This window comes from Williamsia sp. 1138 (assembly GCF_002095435.2).
Classification (GTDB): domain Bacteria; phylum Actinomycetota; class Actinomycetes; order Mycobacteriales; family Mycobacteriaceae; genus Williamsia.
Genome location: NZ_MJEJ02000043.1, coordinates 2,084 through 15,308 on the forward strand (window position 1 = coordinate 2,084; position 13,225 = coordinate 15,308).

Below are 13,225 nucleotides of genomic sequence, written 5' to 3' on the forward strand. Positions count from 1 at the left end.
AGCCGGAGGCGGAGCTCGACCATGACGACTGGAGACGAAGCCGGAGGCGGAGCTCGACCATGACAATGGAGACGACTGGGACAGTCCGGGATGAGATGCGCAGTGGGGTAGGCGAGTTCGGTCAAGTCGAGATCAGTTGGGCAGTGGTCAGTGATGTGGGTCTGCTGCGGGAGACCAACGAGGATGCGGCTTTGGTCGGGCCTGGCATGGTCCTCGTCGCGGACGGCATGGGCGGGCACGATTGCGGCGAGCTCGCGAGTGAGGCGGCGCTGTCGGCGTTGTCGGATACCGCGATCACGGGGATCAATCGCACTCGTGATTCGGTCATGGGCCTGCTGAGCGAGGCTCAGCGTCAGATCGAGGACATCGACACTGCGGACTCGGGTCGACGGGCGGGTACGACGATCACCGGGGCGATGCTGGTCGACAACGACGGTGTTCCACACTGGCTGGTCCTCAACATCGGGGATTCCCGGACGTATCGGATGTCTCACGGCCGTCTGGAGCAGGTGACGGTCGATCATTCGCAGGTTCAGGAGCTCGTGGACGCGGGTTTCCTGACCGCCGCACAGGCTCGGGTCGACCCGCGACGAAACGTGATCACCAGAGCTCTGGGTGCGGGTATGGAGCAGGAAGCCGATTTCTTCACGTTCCCGGTGGATGCGGGCGACCGGATCATGGTGTGTTCCGACGGGCTGACCGGTGAGCTCACGGACGATTCGATCGCCGCGATCCTCGGTGACCTGACAGACCCTGCCCAGGCCGCGCAGGCGCTGGTGGCGGCGGCGTTGGAAGCGGGCGGGCGGGACAACATCACGGTGGCGATTGCCGACGCGACGGCTGTTCCGAAGGCCGTGGAGTCCACTGAGCCGTGAGACGCGCATGACCGCAGCGGACACCCCCGATGAGTCACCGATTCTCGCGCAGCAGGCAGATCGTTCGATCCCCGAGACCTTTGTCGACTACTGCGGCGAGAGGTTTCCGGTCAGCCCTGATGAGCCGTTCCACATCGGCCGCGAGGCCGATCTCGACGTCGACGACAATCCGTACCTTCATCGCAAGTTCCTGATGCTCCACCATGAGGAGGGCTTGTGGTGGTTGTCGAACGTCGGCTCGCACTTGTCGGCCGGCGTGGTTGCCGGGGACGCAGGATTTCAGGCGACTCTGGCCCCCGGTGCCCGGGTGCCGCTGGTTTCCGGCGTGAGCGCCGTGGTCTTCTCCGCTGGGCCGACGACCTATGAGCTCGACATTCACTCGGGCACAACACCCTCGGTCACCCTTGAGCCGCCCGTCGAGCCGACGCTGAGTGGGGAGACCACGATCGGAGTGGTCTCGTTGACCGAGAGCCAGAAGCTGCTCATCGTGGTGCTGGCCGAGGAAGTGCTGCGCCGCAACGGCACAGGTGCGAGTTCGATCCCGTCCTCAGCGCAAGCCGCCAGACGCCTGGGATGGTCCATCACGAAGTTCAATCGCAAGCTCGACAACGTCTGCGACAAGTTCGATCAGATCGGCGTCTCGGGTATGCGCGGTGGCTCGGGCCGGTTGGCGAGCAACCGGCGGGTCAAGCTCGTCGAGTACGCGGTCGCGTCGCGGCTGGTGACGCGATCAGATCTCCCTCTGATCGACGCCGAGGCGAAGGTCAACGGCGTCTAGCACGCCTCGTCGTGCCCTGCTCTGCCCCAAGGTCTGCACCATTGGGCAGTCGGGTGGGTTCTCATCGCGAAAAATGCGCTCTAACCTGCGGATATGGGGTGGGTAGTTCTCCCCATCGACACCACTGGGAGGTCGTCTTAGTGTTTGTGTCACGTCCAGAAGAGCGCGGCGGAGCTAGCCGGCCAATACCTACAGGAGAACTTCGATGACCGTATTGCACAACACCTTTGGCGCGCCGGCTCGCACTCGGGTCGGGTATCGGCCGGCAACCCCGGCCAGGATGACGCGAGAGGAGGCTCTGGCGCGGCTGGCCCAGCGCACGATGCCGTTGCCGGGCCGACCGGGCCACGCCGCGTCGGGTAGCACCTGCGCGACTCCGGGTGCCCCCACGTCGAGCGGTCATCAGTCGCGGGCCATGCACGCTTCGATGCCAACTCAGCCGCCGGCCGTGGCGTATCCGAAACCGAAGTTGTCGCAGCGGGAGATCGAGGTGCTGCGGGCGTGGCTGAACCTCGATTCGAAGTCCGCGGTGGCCGAGTCCCTGTTCATCTCGCTGGGCACCGTGAACACGCATCTCGCCCGAATCCGGGTGAAGTACAACGAGGTCGGTCGCGGCGCGCCCACCAAGGCCGCGCTGGTCGCGCGCGCAATCCAGGACGGGATCGTGCACATCGACGACCTGTGAACCCGGCGCCATGGTGCGTGGTGATGATCACTGATGACGGTGGGCAATAATCGTTGTCGGAAAGGGGTCACATGGCCATGGCGATGATCGAGGAGATCCTGCAACTCGAGGCAATCGAGAAGGACATCTATCGAGGACGCGTACATCCGAGTTTTCTGCAGCGGACGTTCGGCGGCCAGGTGGCCGGCCAGTCGCTGGTGTCGGCGACCCGCACGGTCGAGGACAGGTTCCGGGTCCATTCGCTACACGGATACTTCCTGCGCGGGGGCAACCCGAAAGAACCGACGGTCTACCTCGTCGATCGGGTACGGGACGGCCGCTCCTTCTGCACTCGCCGTGTCACCGCGATCCAGGACGGACTGGCGATCTTCACGATGTCGGCCTCGTTCCACGTCGAGGATCAGGGCTACGAGCACCAGGACAACATGCCCAGGGTGCCCCGTCCCGAAGAACTCCCCGACATCCTCGATTCCGAGAACTCCGATCTCACGGCTCCGTATCGTGAGTGGGAGAACTTCGACGTCCGAATCGTCCCTCGTGACCAGCTGATCGGGAGCCGGGATCTGGCGTCCCAGCAGCAGGTGTGGTTCCGATACCGCAATCCACTTCCCGACGACCAGGTCTTTCACGTGTGCACACTCGCGTACATGAGCGACATGACGCTGCTCGGTTCGGCCAAGGTCGCGCACCCCGACGAGGACGCGCAGTTCGCGTCGCTCGACCACGCGATGTGGTTCATGCGCCCGTTCCGGGCCGACGAATGGCTCCTCTACGACCAGACGTCGCCGTCGGCCGGTGGCGGTCGCGCACTGACCCAGGGCAGGATCTACGACCACCGTGGAGTGATGGTGGCGGCGGTGACGCAGGAGGGATTGACCCGCACCGGACGCGCGGTCCCCAAGGATCAGCACGCCAAGCGGGAGAGTTGAGCGCCACACTGCGGATCGGTGTCCTCGCGCTGCAGGGCGACGTCCGCGAACACCACGCCGCGCTCTCCGCCATCGGGGTGGAATCTGTCTCTGTGCGCAGACCCGCCGAACTCGCATCGGTCGACGGGATCATCATCCCTGGCGGGGAGTCGACGACCATGAGCCGGTTGCTCGTCCTCCTCGATCTCCTGGACCCCCTGCGTGCAGCTCTCGCCGACGGCCTGCCCGCGTACGGATCATGCGCGGGAATGATCATGTTGGCGACGAACATCCTCGACACCCGCCCAGACGCGCATCACCTCGATGCTCTGGACATCACTGTGCGTCGCAACGCTTTCGGTCGGCAGGTCGCATCCTTCGAAACGGATCTCGAACTCGACGGCGTTGCCGGGGGCCCGATGCGTGCCGTCTTCATCAGAGCACCATGGGTCGAAGCGACAGGGGACGACGTGGAGGTCTTGGGAGTGGTGCCGGACGGGCCCGCGCAGGGCCGCATCGTCGCGGTTCGCCAAGGCGTCGTCATGGCCACGTCCTTCCACCCCGAGGTCACCGGTGATCGTCGCGTCCACGAGTATTTCGTCGAGATGGCACGCTCGGCACGGTGAACCCACCGAGCCTGCATCTACGCACAGAGGCGCGGGAGTAGGATCGGTCCGCAGTTCAAAGACCCGCCACCGACCACGAATCGACCTCATGCCTACGCCGGGCATCACGAAAGGGGCTTGCGCCAATGAGCGGCCACTCCAAATGGGCCACCACCAAGCACAAGAAGGCGGTGGTTGATGCCAAGCGCGGCAAGATGTTCGCCAAGCTCGTGAAGAACATCGAGGTTGCGGCGCGAACCGGCGGCGGTGACCCGAGTGGCAACCCGACGTTGTTCGACGCGATCCAGAAGGCCAAGAAGTCGTCGGTCCCCAACGACAACATCGAGCGGGCCCGCAAGCGCGGCGGCGGCGAAGAAGCCGGTGGCGCCGACTGGCAGAACATCACGTACGAGGGCTATGGCCCCAACGGCGTCGCGATCCTCATCGAATGCCTCACCGACAATCGCAACCGTGCTGCCACCGAGGTGCGCACCGCGATGAGCCGCAACGGGGGCAACATGGCAGACCCCGGTTCGGTCTCGTACCTGTTCCATCGCAAGGGTGTGGTGACCCTCGAGAAAGCAGGCCAGACCGAGGACGACGTGCTGACGGCCGTTCTCGAGGCAGGGGCCGAAGATGTCACAGACCTCGGCGACACCTTCGAGATCGTCAGCGAGCCAACCGATCTCGTTGCCGTACGGTCCGCGCTCCAAGACGCCGGGATGGACTACGAATCAGCTGAGGCGAGCTTCCGGGCGTCCGTCGAAGTACCTGTCGACGCCGACGGTGCTCGCAAGGTGTTCCGCCTGATCGACGCGCTCGAAGATTCCGACGACGTGCAAGACGTCTATTCGAACGTCCACATCAGTGACGAGGTCCTGGCCGAGTTGGAGGAAGACGACTAGGGGCTGCTGTCCCGGCCGGGTCGGACCGGGGGTGTGCGCTTGTGTCGCCACGGTGTTTTTTCGCTCCGCTTCGCTGCGCGGGGCGTGCGGCCCTTCATCGCGTGCTCTTCCTTCGTCGACTCAGTCGCTGCCCTCCCTCGCTCCTCCGTCCAGAGCACGCGGGGCCGCACGCGGGGCCGCACGCGGGCGGTGTCAGCGCGAGTCGTTCCGACCGCGGTCGGGACTCGGGTGTGTTGGTACCCCGGATTGTCTTGGCGTCCGGCTACGATATCGAACAACTGTTCGCGTTCGCTCGAGGTCTGGTGAGGTTGTCGTAGATGCGGGTGATGGGTGTCGACCCAGGTCTGACCAGATGCGGCATCGCACTGGTCGAATCGGGTGCGGGCCGCGCCGTGACCGCCCTGGACGTCGACGTGGTGCGTACGCCGCCGGAGATGGCCCTGGAGAACCGGTTGCTCGCGATCTACGCCGCCGCTGAGCACTGGATCGAGGTCCACAGTCCTGATGTGGTGGCGATCGAACGGGTCTTCGCTCAACACCAGGTCAGTACCGCGATGGGCACGGCGCAGGCCGGCGGAGTCGTAGCGCTGGCGGCCGCCAAACGCGACATCCCGGTTCGATTCCACACCCCCAGTGAGGTGAAGGCGGCAGTCACCGGCAGTGGCCGGGCGGACAAAGCCCAGGTCACCGCTATGGTGACCCGGATCCTGGGAATGCAGCAGGCACCCAAACCGGCGGATGCCGCGGATGCCTTGGCGCTGGCGATCTGCCATTGCTGGCGGGGTCCGGTGGCCGAGCGGATGGCACAGGCCCAGGCACAGGCTCTGGCACAGCAGAAGGCGTATCGAGAGCGTGTCGCCCAGGCGAAGAAGGCGGTTCAGCGGTGATCTCCTCGGTCCGTGGCCCCGTGGTGGACGTGGCCCTCGATCATGTCGTGATCGACTGCGCAGGAGTCGGTTACCGCGTTCTCGTCACTCCGACCACAGCCGGGTCTGTCCAGCGGGGCGCCGAGGCGACCCTGCTGACGACCATGATCGTCCGCGAGGACTCGATGACCTTGTACGGGTTCACCGAACCTGACGCACGTTCCCTCTTCACGCTGTTGCAGACCGTGACCGGCGTCGGTCCGCGACTGGCGATGGCCACCCTGGCGGTTCTCGAACCCGACGCTTTGCGGCACGCGCTGGCCGGGGAAAACACCAAGGCACTCATGAGCGTTCCCGGGATCGGGAAAAGAGTCGCCGAGCGTCTCGTCGTGGAACTGCGCGACAAAGTCGACCGTCCGCATTCCGCTGCCGGGACGGCAGCCGGGCCCGGGAGTTCCTCGGTCCGTGATCAGGTCATCGAGGCCCTCGTCGGGCTGGGCTTCGCCGCACCGATCGCAGAGAAAACCGTCATCGCCGTCCTGGCAGATCAGCCGGGCGCCGATTCGGCGACCGTGCTGCGTGCCGGCCTGGCGTCGCTGGGCAGATCCAAATGAGCGGCGACACCTTCGACCCCGACGGCGCGGTCGGCCGGGACGGGACGTTTGGTCCCGACGCGGCGTTCGATCCGGACCGGGCGACCGGTATCGATGGCGCCAACAGGACGGTCAACGCCGGTCGTATCGGTGGTGACGGCGATCTCGACAACAGCCTTCGCCCCAAATCGCTCGGCGAGTTCATCGGGCAGCCGCGGGTGTGCGAGCAGTTGGACCTCGTGCTCCAGGCCGCCCGTGGCCGTGGTGGGACACCCGATCACATCTTGCTGTCAGGCCCTCCCGGCCTCGGCAAGACCTCGCTGGCGATGATCATCGCGGGGGAGATGGGTGCCGCCCTTCGGGTCACGTCCGGTCCGGCGCTCGAACGCGCGGGGGATCTCGCCGCGATGTTGTCGAACCTCGTCGAAGGTGACGTGCTGTTCATCGACGAGATCCACCGCATCGCGCGCCCCGCCGAGGAGATGCTCTATCTGGCGATGGAGGATTTCCGCGTGGATGTGGTGGTCGGAAAAGGCCCGGGTGCCACCTCGATACCACTTGACGTCGCGCCGTTCACGCTGGTCGGCGCGACGACCAGATCGGGCGCGCTCACCGGACCTCTGCGTGACCGATTCGGCTTCACCGCGCACATGGAGTTCTACGACACGGGGGAGCTGGAGCGCGTCCTGACCCGCTCCGCCGGGATCCTCGGCATCACCATGCAACCCGACGCCGGTGCCGAGATCGCATCCCGGTCCCGCGGTACGCCGCGCATCGCCAACCGACTGCTGCGCCGCGTGCGCGACTACGCCGAGGTGCGGGCCGACGGCCTCGTCACCTTACCGATCGCCCGGGCGGCTCTCGCGGTCTACGACGTCGACGAGCTCGGATTCGACCGGCTGGACCGGGCCGTACTTGCCGCGCTCGTCCGGGGCTTCGGTGGCGGCCCCGTCGGCGTCTCCACGCTGGCGGTCGCGGTCGGCGAAGAGCCGGCCACGGTCGAAGAGGTCTGTGAACCATTCCTGGTACGTGCCGGGATGATCGCCCGCACCCCCCGTGGGCGGGTGGCCACCGCGGCCGCGTGGCATCACTTGGGTCTCACGCCCCCGGCAGGAGCTCTCAATGCGGCGTTCGGGGTCCGTGCGCGTGACGAGGGCGCCGGAATGATCTCGCTCTTCGACTCGGACGACCAGGACCTCTGAGAGCCGAATTCGGGCGCTGCGGCGCTGGGATGGCACACTGGTTGTGATTGCGGGCGCTGCTCGTGACCACGAACACACAATCGAGGATTGAACACACCATCATGGAATTGATATTCCCTATCCTGCTGGTCTTCCTGGTCGGCATCATGTTCCTGTCCGTGCGTCGCCAGAAGAAGGCAGCCGCGGAGGCCAAGGAGATGCAGGAGAACCTGCAGATCGGCGCACGTATCCAGACGACGTCCGGAATGTACGGCACCATCGCCGGCCTGGCAGACGGCACTGTCGACCTGGAAATCGCCGACGGGGTCGTCACCCGCTGGAACCGGCTCGCCATCCGTGAGGTCGTCCACGCCGATGACCTGGCCGACAGCTACCCCGGGTTCGGGTTGATCGACCCCGACTTCGAGGCGAACGGCATCCATGACGATGATGAGGACCTCGACGCCCTGACCGAGAATGATGAGCACATCAGTCTCGACAAGTCGCGCGGAGACCAAGACAAAGCGTAAGACCAACTCGTCACAGGGGCGCCACACGAGTGGTGCCGCGGCATGCTCGTCGCCGTGGCACGTACCGTGGCAGGCGCCCCTGCGGTGCGTACGGGGCTAGTTGAGCAAATGAGGAGACGTAGGCAGCGTGGCATCGTCGTCGAACCGTGAGGTACCGCCCTTACGGATGTTGATCGTCTTTTTCTTACTGATGATCGTTACGTACGGACTGGTTTTCTTCACCGGTAGCAAGGACCCGACCCCCAAACTCGGTATCGACCTGCAGGGCGGGACCCGGGTCACCCTGACCGCGCGCACGCCCGACGGGAACGCGCCGAGCCGGGATCAGCTCGACAAGGCAAAACAGATCATCGAGAACCGTGTCAACGGTCTCGGGGTCTCGGGGTCCGAGGTGATCATCGACGGCGACAACCTCGTGATCACTGTGCCCGGCGACGACGGCAAACAGGCCCGGACACTCGGTCAGACCGCACTCCTCTACGTACGCCCGGTCGCAACGGTGCAACCGGCGACTCCTCAACCCAACGCCCCACCCCCGCCTGCGGGCCAGACCGCGGAACAAGCCATTGCCGAGGCCAAATCGCTTCGCCAGGCTCCGAAGGATGCCAATCTCGATGCGTTGACCGCACAGATGGCGAAGATGAACTGCGACCCGGCGGCGCCGGATCCGTTGCAGGGCAACGATAACCCGGATGAATATCTGGTGACCTGTTCCGAGGACGGCACCCAGGTCTACCTTCTCGAGCCACAAATCCTGCGCGGTAGCGACATCGCGGAGGCCGAAGCCGGTACCACGCAGGGCGCAGGCGCGTGGATCGTCCGACTCGACTACAAGGGTGGTGCGAGCGAGCGCTGGTCCAGCTACACGGCCCAGAACATCGGCAAGGCAACCGCATTCACCCTCGACTCCAAGGTGGTGAGTGCGCCTCAGATCAACGGCGCCATCAACGGCACCACCGAGGTCAGTGGCGATTTCACCCAGACCGAGGCCAAGGACTTGGCCAACGTTCTCAAATACGGCTCGCTGCCGTTGTCGTTCGAGGCTTCTGACGCAGAGACGGTCTCGGCCACCTTGGGATGGGCGTCGCTACAGGCAGGTTTGATCGCGGGTCTGATCGGACTCATCGCGGTGTTCATCTATGCACTGGCGTACTACCGAATGCTGGGAATCCTCACGATCCTGTCGCTGGTGGCGTCCGGAATCATGGTCTACGGGATCATGGTGCTGCTCGGCCGCTACATCAACTTCACCCTCGACCTCGCCGGGATCGCCGGTCTTGTCATCGGTATCGGTATGACGGCCGACTCGTTCGTCGTCTATTTCGAACGAATCAAGGACGAGATGCGCGAGGGCCGGAGTTTCCGGTCGGCGGTGCCCCGTGGCTGGGCTCGTGCGAAACGAACCATCTGGTCGGGCAACATGGTCAGCTTGATCTCGGCCGCCGTCCTGTATTTCTTGGCGATCGGCGACGTGCGCGGGTTCGCGTTCACACTCGGCCTCACCACCATCCTGGACATCGCGGTGGTCTTCATGGTCACCCACCCTCTGGTGGTGTACGCCTCACGGTCGAAGTTCCTGTCCAAACCGAACGTCAACGGCCTCGGCGCGGTGACAGAGGTCGCACGCGAACGCCGGCAGGCCGCCGACGAGCGGACGTCTGTCACGGCCGGCCCGGGTTCGTCCACTGATCCGACCTCGGGAGGAGAGCCCAATGGCTGAAGCAGATCGCCTCGCACCAACCAGTGACGCGAACTTCGTGTCCGCCAAGAACCGCTCGATCCTCTCGCGGCTGTACACCGGCACCGGGGCGTTCGAGATCGTCGGCCGCCGCCGGATGTGGTTCATGATCACTGCCGCGATGGTGGTGATCTCGCTCGCGAGCATCGGATTCCGCGGTTTCACCCTCGGGATCGAGTTCGAGGGCGGCACGCAGATCTCGTTCCCGAAGACCGGCGAGGTGTCGACCAGCCAGGTCGAGGACACCTACTCGAACGCGCTCGGAGAAGATCCGCAGACGGTACAGACAGCGGGGTCGGGCGGAAGCCAGACCGTGCAGATCCGCACCGAGACCCTCAATGCCGCGCAACTGGTCACGATCACCAATGCGATCGCCGAGGAGTTCCAGATCGCCCCGAATGACGTCAGTTCGTCGGATGTCAGTTCCACCTGGGGCGGTGAGATCACCGAGAAGGCGCTCATCGCGCTGTTGGTGTTCCTCGTCATCGTGACGATCTATATTGCGATCCGCTTCGACAGGGAGATGGCGCTGTCGGCCATGGCGGCACTGTTCTTCGACATCGCCACCACGGCCGGGATCTATTCGCTGGTGGGATTCGAGGTGACCCCGGCCACCGTCATCGGCTTCCTCGCCATCCTGGGATTCTCGCTCTACGACACCGTGGTCGTCTTCGACAAGGTCGAAGAGAACGTCCGCGGCGTGCTGCACACGAGCAGACGAACCTACGCGGAGCAGGCGAACCTTGCCATCAACCAGACCCTCATGCGGTCGATCAACACGACGGTGATCTCCGTACTCCCGGTGCTCGCGTTGATGGTGATTGCGGTGTGGCTGCTCGGCGTCGGAACGCTCAAGGACCTCGGCCTGGTGCAGATGGTCGGTGTCATCACGGGTACGTATTCGTCGATCTTCTTTGCCACGCCGTTGCTGGTGACGCTCAAAGAACGTCGCCGGGACATCGGGTCGCACACCCGCAAGGTGTTGGCCAAGCGCGCCGAGCGGGACACACGGGGCACTGCTACAGCCGCGACCGAGACGGCAGGCACGGGCTCCACGACAACCCTCACCAAATCGGCGCCCGCGACCCGTCGCACGGCAGCCTCGCCGCAACCTGGGGCGCGCCCCTCCGGCAAACGCAGGCGCAAGCGCTAGCCTCACGGGTCATGGGCACCCGCGCGATCATCGGCGCCGCGCTGGCGGCGGTGTCGGTCGGGAGTCTGCTCGTTGCCTGTTCGGAGCCCGCCGAGCCGACGATCAACTACGTGATCGACGGGATCGTGCGCACCTACAACACCGAGACGTTGTCCGGCGCGACCGGCGGCGCGGGGATGGCGCTGTCGCGGGTGCTGCCCGGGTTCAGTTACCTCGGCCCGGACGGCCGGGTCATCGCCGACACCGACATCGGCACAACCGCCGTCGAACAGGTGCCTTCGGGTGCTCTCACGGTCCGATACGACATCAACCCGCGAGCTGTGTACTCAGACGGTGTCCCGCTGACCTGCGATGCGCTGGTGCTGGCGTGGGCGGCCCACAGCGGCCGATTCGATGGCTTCGACGTGGTCAGCACGGCCGGTTATCGCGACATCGAACGGGTGGATTGCCGGCCCGGTGCCAAGACGGCGACGGTGACGTTCAAGCGCGGGCGGGCATACCGCGACTGGCGAGCGCTGTTCGGGCCGGGAACGCTACTGCCACCGCAGGTGATCACCCGGGGCGCCGGTATCGCTGACGTCGTCCGTCCGATCAACCGGCCCGACCAGCGTGTGCTTGCTGACATCGCCAGGATCTGGAGCACGGGATGGACCATGGTCCCGGGGGAGTTCGACCCGGAGGGGTACCCGTCGCTCGGGCCGCTGCGGGTGGATGAGTACACCGGCAACGGCGGTCTAGTCCTCCGCGCGAACGATCGATGGTGGGGTCAGCCCGCCGGCGATCGCCGGATCATCCTGTGGCCGCGACATTCGGCGCTGGCCGACGATCTGGTCGAGGGAAAGGGTGCGGACAGCCTGGACGTCCTCGACATCGCGGCCGGTACCTATGGCGTCGACCCGGTGCCGCGTGGCGTCCAGAGTGCCCCGCCTGCGCCTGCGGCCGGGCTCGCCCCCCTGTCGTCACTCGGGGTCGAGCGCCTCGTGATGGCCGGGTCCGGTGTCCTGGCCGATCCTGCAGCGCGGCGGGCATTCGCGTCCTGCGTACCCCGTGACGGTCTGGCCCGGGAGTTCGGGCGGGGCGCGCCGATCAGCAACAACCACATCCTCGGACCCGACGAACTGTTGACCGGCACCATCAACGCAGAGTTCGGCCGCGACTATCTCCGGGCGGATCCGGTGCGCTCGGCAAACGAGGCGCGTCTCGCGCGTCGCGGCGGCGGAGCTCTGACGATCCGCGTCGGATATCTCGCCCCGGATGGCCGACGAGCACAGATGGTCGCGGCGATGGCAGCGAGCTGTCAGGGGGCCGGCATCACCGTCACCGACGTCGCGTCCGACTCGGTCGGACCGGCAAGCCTGGGTGGGGAAGCAGACGCGCTGATCACGGCGTCCGGCAACGGGTTCGCGGCGACGGGTGCGGCGGATCCGACGTGGGATGGTTACGCCTTCTATGACGGGAACCCCAGCAACATCGGTGGGTACCGGAATGCCAGGGTCTCGGCGTTGATCGACCAATTGGCGGTCACGGTGCCCGCCGCGGATCGGCTTCCGCTGGTACGCGAGATCGAGAGCCTGCTGTGGCGGGACATGCCGGCGCTACCGTTGTTCACCTCGCCCCGAACCCCGCGCGGGGGGGACAATGTCGAACACGTCGTGTCAGGACTGTCACGGTCGGGGACCGGCTGGAACATAGACCGCTGGATGGTGACCAAACCTTGACCGATAGGACATGGCGGACCGGCATGGCTTCGCAACACGACCGACCACAGCGTGAGGACAAGGCGATGAACGCCCAGACACAACCCGGCCGAGAGGCGCTGTCCGCCATCGAGCGTCTGACCCGGAAGGTGGCCGACTTTCCTGCTCCCGGAATCCAATTCAAGGACCTCTCACCGGTTCTCGCGGACGCTGCCGGTCTGCGCGCGGTGATCGCCGGTCTGGCCGGATTCGCCGAGGGCGACGTCGACCTCGTCGCGGGAATCGATGCCCGCGGATTCCTGTTGGGTTCCGGTGTGGCCCTGCACCTGGACACCGGGGTCCTGGCGGTTCGCAAGGCCGGAAAGTTGCCACCTCCGGTGTTCACCGAGGCGTACACCCTTGAATACGGAACGGCATGTCTGGAGATCCCCGCCGACGGGCTGGATCTCGCGGGCGTTCGGGTCCTGGTGGTCGACGATGTCCTGGCGACCGGAGGGACGGTCATCGCCGCGGTCAATCTCCTGCGTCAGGCGGGTGCGGTGCCGGTGGCGATCGCGGTCGTGATGGAACTGGACGGGCTCGGTGGGCGCGCGGCGATCGAGCAGGCCTGCGGCGACATCGAGGTCTCGGCGCTCGCGCCGGGATAGCGCCCAGCCGTCACGCGGACAATGTGATCGGACGACTAGGGTTGATCGGTATCGCCTGCAACGG

Annotated in this window: 14 protein-coding genes; all 14 read left to right on the top strand. The window is 65.8% G+C overall.

Translation table 11 applies throughout. The annotated features are described in order from the left end of the window. Window positions 1-875, top strand: an 875-nt coding sequence (locus BH683_RS13575) for a protein phosphatase 2C domain-containing protein (RefSeq protein WP_348639224.1), incomplete at its 5' end; no start/stop codon positions are given. Window positions 876-882: 7 nt separating this feature from the next. Beyond that, a complete protein-coding gene (locus tag BH683_RS13580) occupies window positions 883-1,653 on the top strand; it encodes a hypothetical protein (RefSeq protein WP_246833366.1) in 771 nt (256 codons plus the stop codon). 205 nt (window positions 1,654-1,858) lie between these two features. Continuing rightward, the gene (locus BH683_RS13585) at window positions 1,859-2,338 is read left to right on the top strand and encodes a helix-turn-helix transcriptional regulator (RefSeq protein WP_084836802.1); all 480 of its coding nucleotides are present in this window, start codon (window positions 1,859-1,861) and stop codon (window positions 2,336-2,338) included. A gap of 77 nt (window positions 2,339-2,415) precedes the next feature. Then, on the top strand, window positions 2,416-3,267 hold the full coding sequence (locus BH683_RS28990; RefSeq protein WP_246833378.1) for an acyl-CoA thioesterase II: 852 nt from the start codon (window positions 2,416-2,418) through the stop codon (window positions 3,265-3,267). Continuing rightward, window positions 3,264-3,872: a pyridoxal 5'-phosphate synthase glutaminase subunit PdxT gene (gene pdxT / locus BH683_RS13595; RefSeq protein WP_246833367.1), complete on the top strand. Its 609-nt coding sequence runs from the start codon at window positions 3,264-3,266 to the stop codon at window positions 3,870-3,872. Before BH683_RS28990 ends, pdxT begins: the two co-directional genes overlap by 4 nt. 125 nt (window positions 3,873-3,997) lie before the next feature. Beyond that, on the top strand, window positions 3,998-4,756 hold the full coding sequence (locus tag BH683_RS13600) for a YebC/PmpR family DNA-binding transcriptional regulator (RefSeq protein ID WP_084836805.1): 759 nt from the start codon (window positions 3,998-4,000) through the stop codon (window positions 4,754-4,756). Window positions 4,757-5,073: 317 nt separating this feature from the next. Then, window positions 5,074-5,643 (top strand): crossover junction endodeoxyribonuclease RuvC, encoded by a 570-nt coding sequence (gene ruvC / locus BH683_RS13605; RefSeq protein ID WP_084836806.1) that lies wholly within the window; start codon window positions 5,074-5,076, stop codon window positions 5,641-5,643. Continuing rightward, window positions 5,640-6,236: a Holliday junction branch migration protein RuvA gene (gene ruvA / locus BH683_RS13610; RefSeq protein WP_084836807.1), complete on the top strand. Its 597-nt coding sequence runs from the start codon at window positions 5,640-5,642 to the stop codon at window positions 6,234-6,236. The genes ruvC and ruvA overlap by 4 nt, the downstream gene beginning before the upstream one ends. Continuing rightward, window positions 6,233-7,417 (top strand): Holliday junction branch migration DNA helicase RuvB, encoded by a 1,185-nt coding sequence (gene ruvB / locus BH683_RS13615; protein WP_084836808.1) that lies wholly within the window; start codon window positions 6,233-6,235, stop codon window positions 7,415-7,417. The genes ruvA and ruvB overlap by 4 nt, the downstream gene beginning before the upstream one ends. Before the next feature lie 101 nt (window positions 7,418-7,518). Beyond that, window positions 7,519-7,926 (top strand): preprotein translocase subunit YajC, encoded by a 408-nt coding sequence (gene yajC / locus BH683_RS13620; protein WP_084836809.1) that lies wholly within the window; start codon window positions 7,519-7,521, stop codon window positions 7,924-7,926. Between the two features lie 166 nt (window positions 7,927-8,092). Next, complete coding sequence (gene secD / locus BH683_RS13625; protein ID WP_210405212.1) at window positions 8,093-9,646, top strand: protein translocase subunit SecD; 1,554 nt, start codon at window positions 8,093-8,095, stop codon at window positions 9,644-9,646. Beyond that, on the top strand, window positions 9,639-10,817 hold the full coding sequence (secF, locus tag BH683_RS13630) for a protein translocase subunit SecF (protein ID WP_084836811.1): 1,179 nt from the start codon (window positions 9,639-9,641) through the stop codon (window positions 10,815-10,817). The genes secD and secF overlap by 8 nt, the downstream gene beginning before the upstream one ends. A gap of 11 nt (window positions 10,818-10,828) precedes the next feature. Further along, entirely contained in the window at window positions 10,829-12,535 is a 1,707-nt protein-coding gene (locus tag BH683_RS13635) for an ABC transporter substrate-binding protein (RefSeq protein ID WP_084836812.1), read from the top strand. Window positions 12,536-12,600: 65 nt separating this feature from the next. After that, on the top strand, window positions 12,601-13,161 hold the full coding sequence (locus BH683_RS13640; RefSeq protein ID WP_084836942.1) for an adenine phosphoribosyltransferase: 561 nt from the start codon (window positions 12,601-12,603) through the stop codon (window positions 13,159-13,161). Window positions 13,162-13,225: the final 64 nt, after the last annotated feature.

Coding starts and splice junctions, on each gene's coding strand:
- BH683_RS13580 (WP_246833366.1), top strand. CDS start 883: ATGACCGCAGCGGACACCCCCGATGAGTCACCGATTCTCGCGCAGCAG.
- BH683_RS13585 (WP_084836802.1), top strand. CDS start 1,859: ATGACCGTATTGCACAACACCTTTGGCGCGCCGGCTCGCACTCGGGTC.
- BH683_RS28990 (WP_246833378.1), top strand. CDS start 2,416: ATGGCGATGATCGAGGAGATCCTGCAACTCGAGGCAATCGAGAAGGAC.
- BH683_RS13600 (WP_084836805.1), top strand. CDS start 3,998: ATGAGCGGCCACTCCAAATGGGCCACCACCAAGCACAAGAAGGCGGTG.
- ruvC (WP_084836806.1), top strand. CDS start 5,074: ATGCGGGTGATGGGTGTCGACCCAGGTCTGACCAGATGCGGCATCGCA.
- ruvB (WP_084836808.1), top strand. CDS start 6,233: ATGAGCGGCGACACCTTCGACCCCGACGGCGCGGTCGGCCGGGACGGG.
- yajC (WP_084836809.1), top strand. CDS start 7,519: ATGGAATTGATATTCCCTATCCTGCTGGTCTTCCTGGTCGGCATCATG.
- secD (WP_210405212.1), top strand. CDS start 8,093: ATGTTGATCGTCTTTTTCTTACTGATGATCGTTACGTACGGACTGGTT.
- secF (WP_084836811.1), top strand. CDS start 9,639: ATGGCTGAAGCAGATCGCCTCGCACCAACCAGTGACGCGAACTTCGTG.
- BH683_RS13635 (WP_084836812.1), top strand. CDS start 10,829: ATGGGCACCCGCGCGATCATCGGCGCCGCGCTGGCGGCGGTGTCGGTC.
- BH683_RS13640 (WP_084836942.1), top strand. CDS start 12,601: ATGAACGCCCAGACACAACCCGGCCGAGAGGCGCTGTCCGCCATCGAG.